Consider the following 17,889-nt stretch of genomic DNA (forward strand, 5'->3'; position numbering starts at 1 on the left):
CCGACCGTGATCAGCAGCGCCGCCCCGGCGGCCAACCTCGGATGCGTGGCCCGCCGGTCATCGCACCACCGCCGGGGGCCGGAACCGGTCGGTCAGGATCAGGGCGGCTCCACCCCCCGACGTTCGCGTAGCAGCCAGGGCCGCTGTGGCCGCACGACCGGGGGTTCAGAAGGGGTCACCGCACACCCGCCAGTCCCCGTCCTCGCGGATCACCGGCAGGCGACGTTCCTCGCTGAGCCCGCCGTCGCGGGTCAGTTTCACGGTCACCGTGCCGTGTGGTCGCCCGCTGCGGGTGGCGACCGACACGTCGGTGATCTCGTAGTCGGTGACCATCGGCGGCGTCCGCACCCAACTGGTGAAGCCGATCGCGCTCCACCGGCTGCGCGCGTCTTCGCAGAGCCGCTCGTACGCCCGTTCGCTGTCACCGAGCGCCACCTCGTTGAGGAAACCGTCGGCGGTCTCCCGGATCGGGCCGGCGGCCTGGCGGACGGTCTGCAGGTTCCAGGCGCCCAACCCGGCCACCCCGACGCAGCACAGCGCCACACCGATCCCGGCGAACGCCAACCCGGTACGCATCGGGCGGCGACGCCGGGCCGGTCGGCTCCATGACTGGCCGGCACCCACGACTACCGACCGTAGATAACCCGTCGCACCGAATCACGACAAGTGGGAAATCGGGTCCGGCGACTCACCCTGTTCGGACCGGCCACGCATCGTCTACCGTCGGCGCACACCCCCGAGCAGTGCCAGGAGCCGATCGATGAGCCGCTTCGTGCAGCCGGTACCACCCCCCGTCGACCCGTACGCCGGTGATGGCCTGCTGCGGTCCTGGCTGGAGCGTCACCTCGGCCCGGGCGGGCACGCGGCCGCGAAGGGTCGTCTCGCGGACCTGGCCGCCGACGTCACCGGGCCGCTGCGCGCGGCGCACGCCGACGCGGAGGCGCACCCGCCGACGCTGGTCCGCTACGACCCGTGGGGCGCCCGGATCGACCGCATCGACACCTCCGCCGGCTGGCAGGCGCAGCGCGCCGCCGCCGCCCGACACGCCGTGGTCGCGCTGCCCTACCTCCCGGACGCCCGGGGCACCTGGGGTGCCGCCGCCCGGGTCGTGCAACACGCCCTGCTGCACCTGTACGGGCCGGAGTCGGCGACGTTCTCCTGCCCGGTGGCGATGGCCGACGGCGCGGCGGCGCTGCTCAGCCTGCCCGACGTCGACGCCACGGTCCGTGCCGCCTGGCTGCCCCGGCTGATCTCCACGGACCCGGACACGGCGATCACCAGCGGGCAGTGGATGACCGAGTCGCAGGGCGGCTCCGACCTGGGCCGCTCCAGCACGCTCGGCCGACCGGCGGCGGATGGTTCGTGGCGGCTGACCGGGGAGAAGTGGTTCTGCTCCGCCGCCGACGCGGCGATGGCGGTGGCGCTGGCCCGACCGGAGGGCGCCGGGCGGGGCAGCCGGGTGCTCGCGCCGTTCCTCGTTCCCCGGTACGCGGCCGACTCACCGCTGGCCGACGGCCCGGCGCCGGGCGCACCCGCGCCGGGTGTCACGGTGCACCGACTCAAGGACAAGCTCGGCACCCGGGCGCTGCCCACCGCCGAGATCGGCCTGCGCGACGCGTACGCCGTCCCGCTGGGCGACCCGGCGGTGGCCGGCCTGGTCCGGGCGATGACCCTGGTCGTGGTGACCCGGGTGCACAACGCCGCGGCGGCGGCCGGCGGGATGCGACGGGGCCTCGCCTACGCCCGCGCGTACGCCGACGTGCGGCACGTCGCCGGTGGTCCGCTGGCATCCTCGCCCCTGCACCGGGCCACCCTGGGCACCCTCGCGGTCGACGCGGCGGGGGCGTTCGCCCTCGCCGGGCACGCGTTCGCCCTGCTCGGTCGGGTGGAGGTCGGCACCGACCCGGCGGCCGCGGCGGAGCTGCGCATCGTGGCGCCGCTGGCGAAGCTGGCCACCGGCCGGCTCGCCGTCAGCTCCGCCAGCGAGTACGTGGAGAGCTTCGGTGGGGCCGGCTACGTGGAGGACACCGGTGTGCCCCGGCTGCTGCGTGACGCGCAGGTGCTGCCGATCTGGGAGGGCACCACCAACGTGTTGGCCCTGGACGTGCTGCGCGCGCTGACCCGGGAGGACGCCGGCGCGCCGCTGCTGACCCGGCTCGCCGCCGCCGTCGACCTGGCCCGGCCGCTGTCGCCGGTGCTGGCCGACACCCTGGCCACCACCGCAACGCAGCTGGCGCAGACCATCACCGCGGTGACCGCCGACCCGGGCACGCCGACGGTGCTCGCGGGCGCCCGTGGCCTGGCGTTGCGACTGGCGTACGCGCTGACCACCGCGTTGCTGGTCGAGCACGCCGCGTGGGGTGACGAGCAGGCGGAGCTGGCCGCCCGGTTGTGGGCGCGCCGCTGGCTGCGGCACGAGGAGATCGCCGAGGACGCCCACCACCACCTGGATCTGCTCTGCTGACCGATCGAGACGAGCGGACGGGTGGGCGCCATGTCGGTGCTGATCGAGCTGGGCGACGAGCGGGGCGCTCCGCTGGACGACCGGGTGCCACCGCCGGAGGTGTCCCGCCGTTGGCGGGTGGCGTTGGTGGTGGCGGCCTGTGCCCTGCTCGGCGGCGCCGCTTCGACCGCGCGACTGTCGCCCCAGGTCGGGCCGGCGGTGCCCGCCCGGGCGACCGTGCTCGGGGCGGGGCCGCTGCTGCTGGTCGTCGACGCCGGCACCAATCCGCCGACGCTGAGCGCCTACGACTCGACCGCGCCGGACGGCCCGCCACGCTGGCGGGTCACCGTGCCGCCCGCCGCCGGGTGGTCCGCCGAAGCCGCCGGTGACCTGCTGCTGCTCGTCGAGCGTGACCAGACGCGTGGGGCGCGGGTGACCACCGCGCGGTCGATGCGGACCGGCCAGCCGGTGTGGCGGCGACCCGAGCGGGTGTACGCGGTCGGGGACACGGCGGTAGCGGTGAGCGAGGTGCGCAGCGCCTCCGAACCGGGCCGGCGGGTCGAGGGCACGGTGCACGGCGTCGACCCGGCCACCGGCGCGACCCGATGGTCGGTCCCGGTGCCCTCCACCGCCGCGCTGCGGGTGTTGCCCGGCACTCCGGGGCGGTTGCTGCTGGTGCAGGACGACGGGCTGGCCCGGCTGCTCGACGCCCGCGACGGCACCGAACGTGGGCGGGGACGGCTCCCGCCGGCCGACTACGGCCCGGACAACCCCCAGGTCGCGGGCGAACACCTGGTGCTGCGCCACCCGAGCGGTGGCGCGGTGACGTTGAGCGGGTACGACCTACCCGGGCTGGTGCCGCGCTGGCGGCTGCCGGTGCAGGCGGGTGAGCTGACCCTGCGGCCCTGCGATGGCCTGATCTGCGGGCAGGACGAGCAGGGGCGCTGGGCGATCGACGCGGGCACCGGGTCACGGGTGTGGACCTGGCCGGCCGGCGCGCGCTGGCACCCGGTGGCCGGGCCACGGGTCGCCACGGAACCCCTGGTGGTGCTGGGGCTGGCGGCGGACGGCAGGCGGGTCCTGGTCGCGACGGTCGGACGCGACGGTCACCGGGTGACCGCCGTGCTGCCGGTGGGGCTGACCGACTGCCGGCGGGTCGGCACCGGGCTCATCTGCCGCGACGGCACCGCCCGTGTGGTGCTCTGGCCCCTCGACGCCCGGTAAGTGTCTCGGGCCGAGGTTGTCGGGCCTCCTCGGCATACTGCCGGCGTGACAGCTGCTGCCGACCTCGCAATGGTCAACCTCGACACGTCCGACCCCGCCGGCCACGCCGCGTTCTACCACCAGGTGCTCGGTTGGGAGGTCACCCACAGCCAGCCGGAGTACGCGATGATCAGCTCCGGCGGCGTCTCGATCGGCTTCGGCCTGGTCGAGGGCTACCGACCGCCCTCCTGGCCGGACCCCACCGGCGACCAGCGCTACCACCTGGATCTGTACGTCGACGACCTGGCGGCGGCAGAGGAGCGCTTCGTCGCGGCGGGCGCGTCGAAGCCGGATTTCCAGCCCGGCGGGGAGCGGTGGGTGGTGCTGCTCGACCCGATCGGGCAGCCGTTCTGCATCTGCCCCCGGCCACAGGGCTGACGCGGCAGGCGTTGCTCAGCCGCGGCGGCGCGACCGGGCGGCCCACACCGCGTAGGCCGGGTCACGGTCGAGGTTGTGCCGGTCCCGGTCGTAGCGGCGGGTGGTGCGCGGGTCGGCGTGCCCCATCGCGTCCTGCACGTCCTCCAACGGCACGCCCTCGGAGCGGGCCGTGGTGGCGAAGGCGTGCCGCAGCGAGTGTGGGGACAGCTTCGCCCAGGCCGGGATGCCGGCGGCTCGGGCGAGCCGCCGGACCATCCGGAACACCGAGTGCCGATCCAGCCGGGCACCGCTGGCGGTGACCAGCAGCGGGCCGGTCAGCTCGGGCACCGGCACACCGGTGGCGGCGGCCCGCTGGGCCAGGTAGGCGTCCACGGCGTACCCGGTGCCGGGGGTGAGGGCGCGGCGGCGTTGCTTGCCGCCCTTGCCGACGAAGCGCACGCTGCGGTGGCCGCGTTCGGTGCCGAGGTCGGTCAGGTCCAGCGAGATCAGTTCACCGACCCGCAGCCCCAGGTCGGCGAGGAGCGCGATCGCCGCCCGGTTGCGCACAGCGGTCGCGCCGGTGTCCGCGTCGGCGGCGCTGAGCAGGGCGTCCACCTCCTCGGGCGTGAGCCCGATGGTGGCGGAGTGGTCCCGGTCGACGCGGGGGCGGTCGGCACCGGAGACCGGGTTGGCCGGCACACCGCCCAGTTTGACGAGGAAGTCGTACCAGCTGGACAGTGCGGAGAGTCGACGTGCGACGGTCGCCGGGGTCAGTGGGCGGCCACTGCGGGCGCCGACGCTGCTCTCCAAAGCGCGGGCGTACTCGTTGACGTGCAGGAACGTGGCCCGCAGCGGGTCCAGGTCGCGGCCGGCGCACCAGCGCAGCCAACCGGTGACGTCACGTCGGTACGCGTCGCGGGTGTGCTCGGACAGCCGCCGGTTGCGCAGCCACGCCTCGGTGACCTCGACCGGCCCGCTCGGCAGCGCCGGTGGCGCGGTCGGACGGGCGAGCACCGGAGCGTCGGAGGGCACCATGTGAAAAAGGCTCTCAGCCTCGGGTGGGATCGGCGTGCAGGCGCGCCGGTCCCACCCGACGCGGTGGCGGATCAGGCGTTGATCTCTCGGCGAGCGGCGCCGTTGGCCTGGATGGTTACCCGGCGGGGCTTGGCGCGTTCGGCGACCGGGATGCGCAGCGTCAGCACCCCGTTCTCGTAGCCGGCCTCCAGCTTGTCGGTGTCCAGCGTGTCGCCGAGGAACAGCCGCCGGGTGAAGGTGCCCATCGGGCGTTCGGCGGCGACCAGTTCGACGCCGTCGCCGGCGGGCCGGCGGCGCTCGGCGCGGACGGTGAGCACGTTGCGCTCGACGGTGCAGTCGATGCTGTCCGGGTCGACGCCGGGCAGGTCGAACGCCGCGTAGAAGTGGTCGCCGTCGCGGTAGGCGTCCAGGTGCATCGTCGCGGGACGGGCCGCCGTACCGAAGAACTGCTCGGCGAGCCGGTCGATCTCGCGGAACGGGTCGGTACGCATCAACATGGTCATGCCTCCTCGGTTCTCCTGGCCGAAGGTGATGGGTTGAGTCGGGGTGACTCAACTTCCTTCTCTTATTTAGCGCGTTCGGGAGCTGACGTCAACTGCTTCTCGAACCAGTGCTCGGCGTAGGGGCCCCGCGTGTACGCCGGGATCTCCCGGTAACCGTGCCGGGCGTACAGGGCGCGGGCCTCGATCAGGTCGGCGCGGGTGTCGAGGCGGATCCGGTCCGCCCCGGCAGCCCGGGCCCGCTCCTCGACGGCGGCGAGCAGCGCGGCGCCCCCACCGGCGCCGCGCTGCGCAGGGCGGACGAACACCCGGGTCAGCTCGGCCCAGCCCGTTCGCCAGCGCAGCCCGGCGCAGCCGGCCAGGTCGCCGTCGTGGTGGGCGAGCAGGAGCAGCCCGTCCGGCTCGGTCAGGTCGTCGCTGGGCAGCTCGGCCAGCGCCGCGTCGACCTCACCGGGCAGCGCCGGGCGGCGGTGGTAGCGGTCGACCATCTCGGTCATGTACTCGCGCAGCAGGAGCGCCGCGTCGGGCTGGTCGGGCCGAACGGGGCTGGTCACCCAGGCTGGTCGGACGGTGGTGATCACCTGTCGATCATCACCGCCCGGTCAACGGCTTTACCCGTCAGCGTCGGCGGCGGCGGGCCGGCAGCAGGGCGATCGCGCAACGGACGATCAGAGCCGCTGGTAGATGCCGTGCTCGCGGGTGAGCAACCGCTCGTCGACCAGATACCGGCGCAGCGTCGCGTGATCCGACCCTCCCGCGACGCACCACGGCTTGAGGGCGTCGTCGACGGCCCGTTCCGGGTAGCGGGTGCCCGGCTCGAAGGATCGCTCGGCGATGTGCGCCAGGAGGACCCGTCGCCGACCCCGCTGTGCCGGCAGACCCACCAGGACGTCTCCCCGCAGGAAGGTCCGCAGCACCGGGTCGGCGTCGGGGTCGGTCGAGTCGGCCGGGCGGCTGTCGCGGGCGATCGCCCGCAGCGACGCGTCGTCGACCGCGAGCGCGCCGTCCGCGCCCGTGACGAGGCCCGCGTCGGCGAGTCGGCGAACCCCGGTGAGCACCACCCGCGCCGGCAGGCCGGTCCGCTGGGCGACGTCGGTCGCGCTGGTCGCGCCCAGCACGATCGCCGCGAAGATCCGTCGCCGTCCGTCGTCGGCCAGGGCTCCGGCCAAGGCATGCGCAGTCACGCCGGTCACCCTCGCATCGGCGGTACGCGGCCGCCAGGCGTTTTCCCGGCCCGCTCAGTCGGTTCCCGGCCCGCTCAGTCGGACTTCGGCGCGCTCTGGGGCTGCTCGGCGACGAGCAGCACCCGGCGCAGCAGGTTGGAGAGGTGTCGCCGCTCGGTCGCGGTGAGCGCGCCGAACAGGCGGTGCTCCTCCGCGCCCTGGACCTCCATCGCCCCTCGCCACGCGGCCTGACCCGCCTCGGTGAGCTCCACATCCACCCGCCGACGGTCGACTGTCGACGGAATCCGGCGCACGAAACCCCGCCGCAGCAGCGCGTCCACCCGCGCCGTGATCGAGGCGGGGGCCATCGCGAGATCCGCGGCGAGGTCCGAGGGCGCGGCTCGGCCACGGCGACCGGCCAGAGCGTGCAGGGTGTCGTACTCGTGCGCCGGCAGGTCGAGGTCGACCAGGACCCGCTCCTTGACCGCTCGCAGGTGCCGGGTCAGTCGGATCATCCTGGTCACCGCCCCCTCGACGTCCGCGTCGAGGTCGGGCACCACGGGCAGCCACCGCTCGATGTGCTGGTCGACGGCGTCCGGGGTGGGGGTCACGACGCCACCTTACCTCAGTACCGAAATATTCATTGTCGAAATATTCGACGTCGAAGTATGTTGTGGCTATGGCTCACCCACTGCGCAACCACTCCTTCCGGCTGCTGTTTCTGGGTCGCACCGTCTCCGCCCTCGGCGACGCGGTCGTGCCCGCCGCGTTGGCGCTGGCCGTGCTGCGGGCCACCGGCTCCACCGGCGCGCTGGCCGTCGTCCTCGCCGCGGCGGTCGTCCCCCGGCTGCTCCTGCTGCCGCTCGGCGGTGTCGTGGCCGACCGGTTCGACGCCCGCCGGGTCGCCCTGCTGGCCGACCTGATCCGCTGCGCGACCCAGCTCGCGGTTGGTGTGGAACTGCTCGGCGGCGACCCGTCCCTGACCACCGTGGTCGTGGCGTCGGCGCTCGGCGGCACCGCCTCGGCGTTCGCCATCCCGACCGCGTCTCCGCTGGTCGCCGGCACCGTCGAGCCGGCCGACCGGCAACGCGCCAACGCCCTGATGGGGATCACCGCCAACACCAGCCGCCTGGCCGGACCGGCGCTGGCCGGCGCGCTGATCTGGGCCGCCGGTCCCGGCTGGGCGTTCATCCTGGACGGCGCGTCGTTCGCGCTCAGCGCCGCGCTGCTCGCGCTGGTGCGGGTCCGCCACGTGCCGGTGCCCCGCCGTTCCGTCCTCGCCGACCTGCGACACGGCTTCGGCGAGGTACGCGCCCGCGACTGGTTCTGGACCAGCCTGCTCGGGCACGGCGTGTGGAACGGCGCCGCCGCAGTACTGATGACCCTCGGACCGGCCGTCGCCATCGACCGCCTCGGCGGCGAGACCACCTGGGTGCTGCTGTTGCAGGCCGGCGCGATCGGGATGCTCACCGGTTCGCTGCTGGCCGGGCGGGTCCGGCTACACCGACCGGTGCTGCTGGCCAACCTCGGCCTGGCCTGCTACGCCGCGCCGCTGTTCCTGCTCGCCGTCGCCGCGCCCGCCCCCGCGGTCATCGCCGCGTACGCCGTGGCGCTGACCGCCCTCGGTTACCTCAACCCGGTGTGGGAGACCGTCGTGCAGCACCACTTCCCGCCCGAGGTCCTGGCCCGGGTCACCTCGTACGACTGGCTGGTGTCGCTGGGCGCCATGCCGCTGGGCTACGCGCTGGCGCCGTTGGCCGCCGACGCGTTCGGCGCACCCGCCCCGCTGGCCGTCGCGGGCCTGCTGGTCCTCGCCTCCTGCGCGGGCACCGCGCTCGTTCCCGGCGTACGCCGCCTCACCTGGCCGGCGACCCCGCAACCGCAACCGGCCGAACCCGCTGCTCGCCGCTGACCGGATCGTTCGTCGTGCCTGGCGACCGCGAGCCGTGCGCCGTCGGCGGAGAACCAGAGCCGCCAGGAACGGCCCTCGGTGGCGTGGTAGTCGATGACAGTGGGCTTGTGCGGCCACGCGATCGTCGTCGCGACGCAGGTGGTCACGAACTCGTCGACACCGTCGAGGGCCACCTCGTCCGGCAACGGCTGCGAGGCGTCGGAGCCCTTGTGCGATGTGGCCGGTCAGCCGACGTCGCGGGCCATCGCGACGAAGCCACGCCACGACTGCGGGCTGAACATCAGGGTGCCGCCGTCGCGGTCCTTCGAGTCACGAACGAGGACCACGCCCGGAACGTTGTCGGCGACCTCGACGCAGTTGCCACCGTTGCCGCCGCTCTTCGTGCTCTTTCGCCACCGCGCACCGGTCATGTCCATGATGCTGCCGCTTCTCTGAGGAGTTCCAACGAACGCCCTCGGGGCAGGGCCTCGCCGCGAATACGTTCCCACCGCCGTTCCAGGCTAACAAGATCCGACGTTTGGTCGAGGATCTGCGCCCGCGCCGCGCTGTCGACGTGTGCGACCCGCGACCCGTCCGGCATGTCGGCGATGGTGAACGGGCCGTCGAGCCCGGGGTAGCTGGGCGCGTCCGCCGGGACGATGTGGAGCTGGATGGTGCCCGTCTCGGCATAGCCGACCAGGCGCGCGAGCTGTGCCGCCATCAACGCGCGGTCGTCACCGACCCGCCGCCTCAGCACCCCCTCGTCGAGCACGGCGATCAGCAGCGGTCCGCCGCTGCGGCCGAGGATCGCCTGCCGGTTGATCCGCGCCTCGGCGAACTCGGCGACCGCCTCCGGTGTCAGCACCCCACCGGCCAGAGTCGCCCGCGCGTACGCCTCGGTCTGCAGCAACCCGGGCACCCAGGTCAGCTCGAATGACCGCAGTGTCACGGCCTCACGTTCCAGGTCGACCCACGGCCGGAACCACACCGGCTCGCGACGACGGACCACGTCCGGCCACAGCGCGTCGGCGTCCTTTGCCAGCAGCCCCGCCACGGTCGCACGGTGGCGGCTCTGTGGAATGTGCCCCGGGTTTGCCCACCTGGCGACGGTCTTCGGATGCACGCCGAGCTGACCTGCGAGGCTCTCGGCGGTGTGACCCGCCGCAGCCAGCGCCGCGACAAAGGCGTGGTTCATCTCATCCCTCCCCTGGCACAAATCAGGTGCCCTGAAGAGATTAGTTAACGCTGTGTGTTTGTCCAGCAACCCCCGGCAAAGTGCGGTGTAGCTGGCGCTGCAACGAGGAGGAGAAGCTGTGCAGAACGAGGTACGGGGCGCACTACGGGCGGTCGCACGGCGCGAGTTGTTCGTGCTGCGCGACGGCGTGCAGGTCAAGACCCGCCAGTCCACACCGGTCCGACGGCGCGCATCCGTGGGGGTCCGCTGATGCCCGAGCGTCCGAACCACACTCCCCTGCGGCCGTCGTGGCGCTGCCCGGTCTGCGGCATCCTGTGGCCGTGCTCGGCCGCGAAACTGCGTCTCCTCGGCCAGTACCGCGAGGATCGACCGGGCCTGTTGGCGCACCTGGCGACGGTCCAGGAGGAGGCCACCGCCGATCTCACCAAGCTCAACCCGGGCACTGCGCTGCCCGACCTGACCCCACGCTTCGTCGGCTGGGCGGAAACCCGCTGAGACAGCGTCGGCGACCACCCGAGGGCGCCTCGGCGGGCTCATCCGACGGGGCACAGTGCGAGAGACTGACGGCGTGACGCACCGCCTCGAGTTCCGGCCGGCCGGATGACCCGGCCACTCAGGATATTCGTCGCCGTGCTCTCGACGGCGCTCCCCATTGGGCTGTACGTGGTGGTCACCGCCAAGCTGCGCGCCATGACGGAGCCGATCACCGTCACCCGGACCGTCGTCGACCTACCGACACTCACCGCGAAGGGGCTGCTCTTCTTCGCCCCCCTCGACTCGATGACCGCCCCCGTGATGGACGCGGCGATCCAGCCGCTCCGTTGGGCCGTGATCCTGCTGGTCGCGGTGTCGACCTATCTGGCCTGCGGTCTGGTCACCCGGCAGACGCACCCGTTCACCGCGGCGGTGACCGGGGCGGCCGCCGCTCTCACCGCCACGGCGGTCGCGGACCTGCTCTGGTGGGCCACCCTCGTGGTCCGTGTCCACACCGCCCCCGCCGGCTGGTACGCCAACGAGGCACTGGATCACTCCACGCTCCTCGCCAGCGCGCACCTGACGCTGTCGGGCTGGACCTCCGACGCCCTCTTTCTCGGTTGGATCGTGGCAGGGGTGAACGCGAGCCTGGTCGGTGGCGCCAGGTTGGCGATGATGCTGATGGACCGGCTGGACGAAGACACCGACGAGGACGAAGACGAGGACCAGGAGCCGATTGACGAAACGGCGCCGGCGGCCCCCGTACCGCTGATCGGCGACGTCCGGGGACGTGGCGCGAACCTTGCCCTGGCCGGCGTCCTTCCGGTGTTGGTGCTCCTGCTGATCAACGGCACCCACGCCGTGTGGGACAGCTATTCGGGGAGAGGTTTCCTGGGACTGCTCAGGGAATTCCTGTACCGCCCCGCCCTGTCCCCGCCGCCACGCACCCGCGACGACGTGGAGTACCGCCTGACTCACGAGACCGAGTCGAACCCCCTGTCGATGGACGTGTGGGTGCACCGGTCAGTGCTCGCCCTCGCCCTGCTGCTGGTGCTGTGGCTCCTGCTCTGGGTGCTGCTCGCCCACCTGCCGAGTTCCGGGCACCGCCTCGGGCTCGTCGTCGTCTGTTGGGGGATCACGATCGCGGCGTCCGCGCTGACCGCGACGTCCGACGTCCTTGTCGACTGCGCGGTCCTCACCGACTCCCCCGCCGGATGCGCCCCCTGGGAGTCCCTGAGCGCCCAATTGACCTCCGCGATGCGCTTCGGCGCGGCCTGGGGTTGGCTCGTCGGCCTGCCCGTGCTGCTGGCCCGCCGAATCCTCGCCCCGCCTGGAGATCGCCCTCCAGACGGCAGTCGCCCCACCGACACGTCCATCGCTACGCAGGAGACGCCGGTTCATGAGCCCACGTGACAGACGCCCGCGCCGCCGCAAGGCCCGAACCCCGGCCCCGGTGGCGCCGCCCGCGCCGGCGCCCGTCGCCTGGTGGAAACGCCCCGTCACCTGGCTGCTGACGATCGTGGTCGGTGCGGTCGCCACCTGGATCGGCGCCGTCGTTCTCGGCATGATCAACCAGTGGAAGCCGGCGAACGAGCTGGCCGAGGAGTTGGCCGGCCGGGGGCCACTCGTCGTCCTCGACCTGAAGCACGTCCCCTACCCACAGGAGGGCGCGCTCGACTACCTCTACCCCGCCGACGCCGACCTGGCCCGTTTGGACGCCGCGCGCCCGGACGATCCGACCGTCGAGGCCGGCGCGGTCGACATCGAACGGAGCACCTGGGAGATCACCCTCGTCGGCACCCGGGACGAGGCCGTCGAGGCCGTCGATCTACGGCCCGTCCTGGTCGAGCCCTGCCGGGCCCCGCTCACCGGGATCCTGGAGCCCAACAAATCCCAGGGCGATTCCAAGAAGATCGTCCTCGTGACACACGTGGATCGACCGAATCCCCGCATGCTCGTCGAGGAGCCGGGTGGCCAGGATGGCGGTGCCCCGTTCTTCGCCACTCACAAGATCACCCTGCCCAGGGGTGAGAAGAACGTCATTCAGGTACGCGCGCTCAGCGCGAAGCAGCACTGCCGATGGCGACTGGAGTTGGATTACCTCGCCGACGGGCGACGCCAGACGATGGTGATCTCGGCACCCGGCGGCAAGCCGTTCGAGGTGACCGGACGCGCGGACGACTCGGCCTACTCCTGGTTCTACCTGAGCCCGATCTACGACTGTCGGGCCAAGGACGGCAGCAAGACCGACCGGCTGCGCGTCACCGGGGCCGAGTACGCGCAGATGCTGCGCGACAAGCGCACCTGTCCCTACTAGCCGGTCGCCAGCCGGGCGTGCCGGTGCATGTCGTGCCAGCCGTCGGCGTGCCGAACCGACCCTCGGGCCACGCCCTCCTCGGTGAAGCCGGCCCGCGCGGCCACCCGGCAGGACGCGGCGTTCGCGGTCGAGTGCTCCAGGGCCAGCCGGTGCAGCCCGGCCTGCGTGAGGCTCCACCGGGTCAGGGCGAGCAGCGCCTCGGTGGCGATTCCCCGACCGCGTGCCGCGGGCACCACCCAGTACGACACCTGCGCCGACGCCTCGGTCAGCAGCACGTCGCGCAACCCGACCTGGCCGACGGGCCGGTCGTCGGCGTCGACGATCGCCCAACTGGCGGCCGTCTCGTCGCGCCACCGACCGGCCCACTGCGCCGTCCACGACCGTGCCTCGTCGTCACTGTCCAGACGGCGGACGTGCCATCGCTGGATCGCCGGACAGTCGAAGGCCGCCCGCACGGCCGGGGCGTCGTCGTCACGCCAGGGCCGCAGCGCCAGCCCGGGGCGTACCGGAAGGTGGGGTTGCTGGTGGGCGGCGAGACTTCCGGTGGCCAGGGCGGGCGCGACGAGCAGCGGCATGCGCCAATTATCGGGGCTGCCTCACTCTCCGGTCGGACCGCCCGCGAGTTCGGCGACCACGTCGAGGTGGCCGAGGTGGCGGGCGTACTCCTGCACCAGGTGGAACAGCACCCGCTCCAGCGACGCCGGGTCCGCGCCACTCCAGCGCGGGCCTGGCGCACCGATCTCGGCCAGGTCGTGCGCCGTCACCACGGCCGTGGTGTGCGCGCCCTGCGCCCGCAGCGCCGCCACCAGATCCGCGCGGGTCTCGTCGGGGGCGACGTACCAGCGGTCCTCGCGCCGGTCACCCCACGGCTCGGCGACCTGTCGCCCCTGGAAACCCCACTCGATCCAGCGCAGCTCGACGTGGCGCAGATGGGTGAGCAGCTCCAGTGGGGTCCACCCGGACGGCAACCGGCTGCGCCGCAACTCCGACTCGTCCAGTGCCGACACCTTGGCCACCACCGATTCCCGGAAGTAGTCCAGGTAGCGCAGGAAGACCTCGGTTCGGCTCCCGGCCGGGGCGGTGGGCTCGGGGAACGACGTCATGACCCGGCCGGCAGGTCGCGGGCGCGCTGGCGCACTCCCGCGCCGCCGTACGGGTAGTCGCCCACCGGCGGGGCACTGGCCTCGTCCAGCAGCCGCATCTGCTCGGCGTCGAGGACCAGGTCGGCGGCGGTCAGGTTGTCGTCGAGCTGCTCGGTGGTCCGCGCGCCGAGGATCACCGAGGTGACCGCCGGTCGGGCCGCCAGCCAGGCCAGCGCCACCGCCGACATGGACACGCCGCGGTCCCCGGCGATCTGGCGAACCGCGTCGAGCACCCGCCAGGTGCGCTCCTCGGCGTTGCGACCCGCGTACGCCTCGACGCCGCGCTGCGGGTTCTCGCCGAGCCGCGTCGCGCCGGTGGGCGTGCTGTCGCGCTGGTACTTGCCGGTCAGCCAGCCGCCACCCAGCGGCGACCACGGCAGGATGCCGATGCCCTCGTTCTCGCAGACCGGCACCAGCTCGAACTCGATCTCCCGGGCCAGCAGGTTGTACTGCGGTTGCAGGGTCACGATCGGGGTGAGGTTGAGGTGCTGGGTGAGCAGGGCCGCCTTCTGCAACTGCCAGCCGGTGAAGTTGCTGACGCCCGCGTAGCGGATCTTGCCGGCGCTGACCGCGTCGTCGAAGAACCGCAGCGTCTCCGGCAGCGGGGTCAGCGGGTCCCAGGCGTGCGCCTGGTACAGGTCGATGGCCTCGACACCGAGCCGGCGCAGGCTGGCGTCCAGGGCGCGGGTGAGGTGCACCCGGGACAGGCCGGCGTCGTTCGCCCCCGGGCCCATCGGGAACCGCCCCTTGGTGGCGATCACCAGGCGGTCACGCAGGTCCGGGCGGCTGCGCAGCCAGCGCCCGATGATGTTCTCCGAGACGCCGGTGGAGTAGACGTCGGCGGTGTCGATGAAGGTGCCGCCGGCCTCGACGAACCGGTCCAGTTGGGCGAAGCTGCCGGCCTCGTCGGTCTCCGCGCCGAAGGTCATCGTGCCCAGACAGAGGGTCGACACCACGGTGCCGGTGGCGCCCAGATTGCGATAGCGCATATCGTCCTTTCGGTCCGAGTGACAAAGCTGATCTTCGCACTCGTCCCGGCCACCCGCATACGGGACAGTGCCGAACGCCGGTGCGGGCACCCACGCGCCGCCGCCGCCGGTCATCATGAGCGGGTGAGCGAGCCCGCGATCGATATCGACCGACCGCACCAGCCGGATCAGTCGCCACCGTCGGCGGCGCCGCCCGAGCCCGGCGAGCGCACTCGCGGCCCGTGGCTGGTGGCCGCCGCCACCACCGTGGCGCTGCTGCTACTCGCCAACCGTTACGGCTACCACCGTGACGAGCTGTACTTCCTGCTGGCCGGTCGGCATCTCGACTGGGGCTACGTCGATCAGGGTCCGCTGGTCCCGGCGCTGGCCCGGCTGCTCGACACGATCGCCCCGGGCAACCTGGTGGTGCTGCGGACCCCGTCGGCGGTGCTGGCCGGCGGCGCGGTGCTGCTGGTCGCCGCGATCGCCCGCGAGCTGGGCGCCGGCCGAGGCGCGCAACTCTTCGCGGCGGTCCTCGCCGCGATCTCCGGCATCGTGCTCGCCAACGGTCACCTGCTCAGCACCACCACCATGGACCTGCTGGTCTGGTTGGTGGCGGCGTGGTGCGCGGTGCGGCTGCTGCGCACCGGTGACAGCCGCTGGGCGTTGGGCATCGGGCTGGCGCTCGGGGTGGGCATGCTCAGCAAGCTGCTGCCCGCGCTGCTGGCCGTGGGTCTGGTCGCCGGGGTGCTCATTGCCGGGCCGCGTCGGCTGCTGCGCGACCGGTGGGTGCTCGCCGCCACCGGGATCACCGTGCTGCTGGCCGCACCGAACCTGATCTGGCAGGCGGCCAACGGTTTTCCGCAGCTCGGCGTGGCGGCCTCCATCGCCGACGGGGACAGCTCCTACAGTGGTCGGCTCAACGCGCTCACCCTCCAGTTCGTCATCATCAGCCCGTACGCCGTACCCATCTGGATCGCCGGCCTCGTCGCGCTGCTGCGTCGGCCACAGTGGCGGGCGTACCGGGCGGTGGGGTGGGCCTGGCTGGTCGTCGTCGGCATCGTGCTGATCGCCGGCGGCAAGGGCTACTACGACGCGCCGCTGTTACTGGTCCTGACCGCCGCCGGCGCAATCGTCACCGCCGCCTGGGCCTCGCGCGGGTCGGTGCGGTTGCGGCGCGGGCTGCTGGTGCTCGGCGCGGTGCCGTTCCTGCTGCCCAGCATCGTGTTGCTGCTGCCGGTGCTGCCGGCCGATCGGTTGCCCGGTTTCGTGGTCGACGTCAACTACGACGCGGGCGAGACCATCGGCTGGCCGGCGTTCGCCGACTCGATCGCCGCCGTCCATCGTGGCCTGCCACCGCAGGAGCGCGCGCGGGCGGTCATCCTCACCGCCAACTACGGGGAGGCAGGCGCGCTGGCCCGCTACGGACCGACCCATGATCTGCCGCGCGCCTACTCCGGGCACAACAGCATGGTCGACTTCGGCCGACCACCCGCCGACGCGGACGTGGTCATCGCCGTCGGCTGGGAGCGCCCCGACCGGCTCACCACCTGGTTCGAGCAGTGCGCGCTGGCTGGGGTGGTGGACCAGCGGGTCGAGGTGGAGAACGACGAGAACGGCGGCCCGATCTACCTGTGCCGGGAGCTGCGGCGTCCGTGGGCGCAGATCTGGGACACCGAGGTACGCCGCACCGGCTGACCGTTGCCCCGCCGGTCGCCCAGACCAGCCGGTTGCGCGGGATCAGCGGGCTCCGCCGGGTCAGCCGGCGCCGCTGGTCAGCCAGCCCTGGATGCCGGCCAGGGCTTCCGGGCCGGAGTTCGTGTCGACGTCGCGGGCGAGGTCGGCGATCGTGACCGCGGCGAGCGCCTGACGCCAGGCATCCTCGGCCGCCCACATGGCGCGGGCGACCGGGCAGGGCGTGCCGCAGGCGTCGGCGGGGGTCGCGAAGGGGCCGCGCTGGCGGATCTCGGTGCAGACGAAGGTCGGGCCGGGGCCGTCGACGGCCCGGACCACGTCGAGCAGGGTGATGCTCTCCGGTGCGCGGGTCAGCACGTAGCCACCCGACTTGCCCTGCACGGAGTGGATCAGGTCGGCGCGGGCCAGGGCCTGAAGCTGCTTGGCGAGGTAGCTGCTGGAGACGTCGTGCAGTTCCGCCAGCTTGGCCGCCGGAACGGGCGTGCTGCTGGCGGTGAGCACGACACAGCAGTGCAGCGCCCACTCGACCCCGCCGGACATCTTCATGACGTCACCCTAGCCACCCCGTTACTCGGACTCATTGTGTCCGAGTATAGTTCTCGGACATAAGAAGTCCGAGTATCGGCGGGCGTTTCCGCAGTCGGACAAACGACCACATAGTCACGGGAAGGTGCATGGGCATGAAGATCGCCGTACTGGGCGGGACCGGCCTCATCGGGTCACAGGTCGTCACGATCTTGCAGGCCGCGGGGCACGAGGCGGTGCCGCTCTCGCCGTCCACCGGGGTGGACCTGCTCACCGGGCAGGGCCTGTCCGACGGGCTCGCCGGCGCCGAGGTCGTCGTCAACCTGACCAACTCGCCGACCTTCGACGAGGCCTCGCCCGCCTTCTTCCAGACGACCATGGACAACCTGCTGGCCGCAGCCGCTCGCGCGGGCGTCGGCCACGCGGTGATCCTCTCCATCGTCGGCGTCGACCAGGTGCCCGACCTGGACTACTACCGCGCCAAGGTCCTCCAGGAGGACATCCTCAAGGCCGGTCCCGTTCCGTACTCGATCGTCCGCGCCACCCAGTTCTTCGAGTTCGTCGACGCGATCCTGTCCTGGACGGCCGACGACACCACCGTGCGCCTGCCCCGCACGCCGGTGCAGCCGATGGCCGCCGCCGACGTGGCGCAGGCCGTCGCGGAGGTCAGCATGGGCGCGCCACTGCAGGGCATCCGCAACGTCGCAGGGCCTGAGGTCTTCGCCCTCGACGAGTTGGGACGGATCACCCTCGCCGCGCGCGGTGACCAGCGCACCGTCACCACCGACGACACCGCCGGCATGTTCGCCGCCGTGTCCGGTGATGTCCTCACCGGCGCCGACGACGCCGTCATCGCACCCACCGCCTACCGGGAGTGGCTCGGCCGTCGGGCCTGAGGAGTCGACCCACCCGCACGCCGCT

Annotated in this window: 22 protein-coding genes; 10 read left to right on the top strand and 12 right to left on the bottom strand. The window is 72.9% G+C overall.

Translation table 11 applies throughout. From position 1 onward, the window contains the following. Positions 1 to 165: 165 nt before the first annotated feature. The gene (locus ACIBF8_RS18875; protein WP_396784885.1) at positions 166 to 576 is read right to left on the bottom strand and encodes a hypothetical protein; all 411 of its coding nucleotides are present in this window, start codon (positions 574 to 576) and stop codon (positions 166 to 168) included. A gap of 184 nt (positions 577 to 760) precedes the next feature. Between ACIBF8_RS18875 and ACIBF8_RS18880 the strand changes: the two genes are divergently transcribed. From ACIBF8_RS18880 to ACIBF8_RS18890, 3 genes are read left to right on the top strand one after another with little or no spacing between them, the layout of a single operon-like run. Beyond that, entirely contained in the window at positions 761 to 2,464 is a 1,704-nt protein-coding gene (locus ACIBF8_RS18880; protein WP_396784434.1) for an acyl-CoA dehydrogenase family protein, read from the top strand. Positions 2,465 to 2,494: 30 nt separating this feature from the next. Further along, positions 2,495 to 3,667 carry a PQQ-binding-like beta-propeller repeat protein gene (locus ACIBF8_RS18885; RefSeq protein WP_396784435.1) on the top strand — a complete coding sequence of 391 codons (1,173 nt, stop codon included), beginning with the start codon at positions 2,495 to 2,497 and terminating at the stop codon, positions 3,665 to 3,667. Positions 3,668 to 3,712: 45 nt separating this feature from the next. Next, the gene (locus ACIBF8_RS18890; protein ID WP_396784436.1) at positions 3,713 to 4,084 is read left to right on the top strand and encodes a VOC family protein; all 372 of its coding nucleotides are present in this window, start codon (positions 3,713 to 3,715) and stop codon (positions 4,082 to 4,084) included. Positions 4,085 to 4,099: 15 nt separating this feature from the next. On the opposite strand, the gene ACIBF8_RS18895 is transcribed toward ACIBF8_RS18890, so the two are convergent. The 5 genes from ACIBF8_RS18895 to ACIBF8_RS18915 all read right to left on the bottom strand — a co-directional run bounded on the left by ACIBF8_RS18895 (position 4,100) and on the right by ACIBF8_RS18915 (position 7,372). Next, a complete protein-coding gene (locus ACIBF8_RS18895; protein ID WP_396784438.1) occupies positions 4,100 to 5,098 on the bottom strand; it encodes a tyrosine-type recombinase/integrase in 999 nt (332 codons plus the stop codon). 71 nt (positions 5,099 to 5,169) lie between these two features. Beyond that, entirely contained in the window at positions 5,170 to 5,595 is a 426-nt protein-coding gene (locus ACIBF8_RS18900; protein WP_355425716.1) for an Hsp20/alpha crystallin family protein, read from the bottom strand. Positions 5,596 to 5,663: 68 nt separating this feature from the next. Beyond that, positions 5,664 to 6,179, bottom strand: coding sequence for a GNAT family N-acetyltransferase (locus tag ACIBF8_RS18905; protein ID WP_396784440.1), 516 nt, complete (start codon positions 6,177 to 6,179; stop codon positions 5,664 to 5,666). 87 nt (positions 6,180 to 6,266) lie between these two features. Beyond that, positions 6,267 to 6,782, bottom strand: a complete 516-nt coding sequence (locus tag ACIBF8_RS18910) for a DUF2087 domain-containing protein (protein ID WP_396784441.1) — start codon at positions 6,780 to 6,782, stop codon at positions 6,267 to 6,269. A gap of 74 nt (positions 6,783 to 6,856) precedes the next feature. Beyond that, complete coding sequence (locus ACIBF8_RS18915; protein ID WP_396784442.1) at positions 6,857 to 7,372, bottom strand: MarR family winged helix-turn-helix transcriptional regulator; 516 nt, start codon at positions 7,370 to 7,372, stop codon at positions 6,857 to 6,859. Between the two features lie 68 nt (positions 7,373 to 7,440). Here ACIBF8_RS18915 and ACIBF8_RS18920 point away from each other — a divergent pair, with 68 nt between their 5' ends. Continuing rightward, positions 7,441 to 8,673 (top strand): MFS transporter, encoded by a 1,233-nt coding sequence (locus ACIBF8_RS18920; protein ID WP_396784443.1) that lies wholly within the window; start codon positions 7,441 to 7,443, stop codon positions 8,671 to 8,673. A gap of 224 nt (positions 8,674 to 8,897) precedes the next feature. Here the strand turns inward: ACIBF8_RS18920 and ACIBF8_RS18925 are convergent, their stop codons facing one another. Beyond that, entirely contained in the window at positions 8,898 to 9,089 is a 192-nt protein-coding gene (locus ACIBF8_RS18925; RefSeq protein ID WP_396784444.1) for a DUF397 domain-containing protein, read from the bottom strand. After that, positions 9,080 to 9,847, bottom strand: coding sequence for a DUF5753 domain-containing protein (locus ACIBF8_RS18930; protein ID WP_396784446.1), 768 nt, complete (start codon positions 9,845 to 9,847; stop codon positions 9,080 to 9,082). Before ACIBF8_RS18930 ends, ACIBF8_RS18925 begins: the two co-directional genes overlap by 10 nt. A 118-nt stretch (positions 9,848 to 9,965) precedes the next feature. Between ACIBF8_RS18930 and ACIBF8_RS18935 the strand changes: the two genes are divergently transcribed. From ACIBF8_RS18935 to ACIBF8_RS18950, 4 genes are all read left to right on the top strand, one after another. Continuing rightward, positions 9,966 to 10,097: a hypothetical protein gene (locus tag ACIBF8_RS18935; RefSeq protein ID WP_396784447.1), complete on the top strand. Its 132-nt coding sequence runs from the start codon at positions 9,966 to 9,968 to the stop codon at positions 10,095 to 10,097. Continuing rightward, a complete protein-coding gene (locus tag ACIBF8_RS18940) occupies positions 10,097 to 10,342 on the top strand; it encodes a flavin reductase (RefSeq protein WP_396784448.1) in 246 nt (81 codons plus the stop codon). Before ACIBF8_RS18935 ends, ACIBF8_RS18940 begins: the two co-directional genes overlap by 1 nt. A gap of 135 nt (positions 10,343 to 10,477) precedes the next feature. Continuing rightward, positions 10,478 to 11,734: a hypothetical protein gene (locus ACIBF8_RS18945; RefSeq protein WP_396784449.1), complete on the top strand. Its 1,257-nt coding sequence runs from the start codon at positions 10,478 to 10,480 to the stop codon at positions 11,732 to 11,734. Further along, positions 11,721 to 12,638, top strand: coding sequence for a hypothetical protein (locus ACIBF8_RS18950; RefSeq protein WP_396784450.1), 918 nt, complete (start codon positions 11,721 to 11,723; stop codon positions 12,636 to 12,638). Before ACIBF8_RS18945 ends, ACIBF8_RS18950 begins: the two co-directional genes overlap by 14 nt. Here ACIBF8_RS18950 and ACIBF8_RS18955 read toward each other — a convergent pair. From ACIBF8_RS18955 to ACIBF8_RS18965, 3 genes are read right to left on the bottom strand one after another with little or no spacing between them, the layout of a single operon-like run. Continuing rightward, the gene (locus ACIBF8_RS18955; protein ID WP_396784451.1) at positions 12,635 to 13,213 is read right to left on the bottom strand and encodes a GNAT family N-acetyltransferase; all 579 of its coding nucleotides are present in this window, start codon (positions 13,211 to 13,213) and stop codon (positions 12,635 to 12,637) included. The genes ACIBF8_RS18950 and ACIBF8_RS18955 overlap by 4 nt on opposite strands. Positions 13,214 to 13,234: 21 nt before the next feature. Beyond that, entirely contained in the window at positions 13,235 to 13,741 is a 507-nt protein-coding gene (locus tag ACIBF8_RS18960; protein WP_396784452.1) for a DinB family protein, read from the bottom strand. Next, positions 13,738 to 14,769 carry an aldo/keto reductase gene (locus ACIBF8_RS18965; RefSeq protein ID WP_396784453.1) on the bottom strand — a complete coding sequence of 344 codons (1,032 nt, stop codon included), beginning with the start codon at positions 14,767 to 14,769 and terminating at the stop codon, positions 13,738 to 13,740. Before ACIBF8_RS18965 ends, ACIBF8_RS18960 begins: the two co-directional genes overlap by 4 nt. Before the next feature lie 123 nt (positions 14,770 to 14,892). On the opposite strand from ACIBF8_RS18965, the gene ACIBF8_RS18970 reads away from it, so the two are divergent. Beyond that, positions 14,893 to 16,446, top strand: coding sequence for an ArnT family glycosyltransferase (locus tag ACIBF8_RS18970; RefSeq protein WP_396784455.1), 1,554 nt, complete (start codon positions 14,893 to 14,895; stop codon positions 16,444 to 16,446). 60 nt (positions 16,447 to 16,506) lie between these two features. Here the strand turns inward: ACIBF8_RS18970 and ACIBF8_RS18975 are convergent, their stop codons facing one another. Then, positions 16,507 to 16,989 carry an RrF2 family transcriptional regulator gene (locus tag ACIBF8_RS18975; protein ID WP_396784456.1) on the bottom strand — a complete coding sequence of 161 codons (483 nt, stop codon included), beginning with the start codon at positions 16,987 to 16,989 and terminating at the stop codon, positions 16,507 to 16,509. Positions 16,990 to 17,123: 134 nt separating this feature from the next. Here ACIBF8_RS18975 and ACIBF8_RS18980 point away from each other — a divergent pair, with 134 nt between their 5' ends. Then, complete coding sequence (locus ACIBF8_RS18980; RefSeq protein WP_396784457.1) at positions 17,124 to 17,864, top strand: SDR family oxidoreductase; 741 nt, start codon at positions 17,124 to 17,126, stop codon at positions 17,862 to 17,864. Positions 17,865 to 17,889 lie beyond the last annotated feature (25 nt).

It is taken from the genome of Micromonospora sp. NPDC050276, from assembly GCF_044459545.1.
Taxonomy (GTDB): Bacteria; Actinomycetota; Actinomycetes; order Mycobacteriales; family Micromonosporaceae; genus Micromonospora.

Coding starts and splice junctions, on each gene's coding strand:
- ACIBF8_RS18920 (WP_396784443.1), top strand. CDS start 7,441: ATGGCTCACCCACTGCGCAACCACTCCTTCCGGCTGCTGTTTCTGGGT.
- ACIBF8_RS18975 (WP_396784456.1), bottom strand. CDS start 16,989: ATGAAGATGTCCGGCGGGGTCGAGTGGGCGCTGCACTGCTGTGTCGTG.
- ACIBF8_RS18900 (WP_355425716.1), bottom strand. CDS start 5,595: ATGTTGATGCGTACCGACCCGTTCCGCGAGATCGACCGGCTCGCCGAG.
- ACIBF8_RS18885 (WP_396784435.1), top strand. CDS start 2,495: ATGTCGGTGCTGATCGAGCTGGGCGACGAGCGGGGCGCTCCGCTGGAC.
- ACIBF8_RS18980 (WP_396784457.1), top strand. CDS start 17,124: ATGAAGATCGCCGTACTGGGCGGGACCGGCCTCATCGGGTCACAGGTC.
- ACIBF8_RS18875 (WP_396784885.1), bottom strand. CDS start 576: ATGCGTACCGGGTTGGCGTTCGCCGGGATCGGTGTGGCGCTGTGCTGC.
- ACIBF8_RS18930 (WP_396784446.1), bottom strand. CDS start 9,847: ATGAACCACGCCTTTGTCGCGGCGCTGGCTGCGGCGGGTCACACCGCC.
- ACIBF8_RS18965 (WP_396784453.1), bottom strand. CDS start 14,769: ATGCGCTATCGCAATCTGGGCGCCACCGGCACCGTGGTGTCGACCCTC.
- ACIBF8_RS18960 (WP_396784452.1), bottom strand. CDS start 13,741: ATGACGTCGTTCCCCGAGCCCACCGCCCCGGCCGGGAGCCGAACCGAG.
- ACIBF8_RS18955 (WP_396784451.1), bottom strand. CDS start 13,213: ATGCCGCTGCTCGTCGCGCCCGCCCTGGCCACCGGAAGTCTCGCCGCC.
- ACIBF8_RS18895 (WP_396784438.1), bottom strand. CDS start 5,098: ATGGTGCCCTCCGACGCTCCGGTGCTCGCCCGTCCGACCGCGCCACCG.
- ACIBF8_RS18925 (WP_396784444.1), bottom strand. CDS start 9,089: ATGGACATGACCGGTGCGCGGTGGCGAAAGAGCACGAAGAGCGGCGGC.
- ACIBF8_RS18950 (WP_396784450.1), top strand. CDS start 11,721: ATGAGCCCACGTGACAGACGCCCGCGCCGCCGCAAGGCCCGAACCCCG.
- ACIBF8_RS18940 (WP_396784448.1), top strand. CDS start 10,097: ATGCCCGAGCGTCCGAACCACACTCCCCTGCGGCCGTCGTGGCGCTGC.
- ACIBF8_RS18880 (WP_396784434.1), top strand. CDS start 761: ATGAGCCGCTTCGTGCAGCCGGTACCACCCCCCGTCGACCCGTACGCC.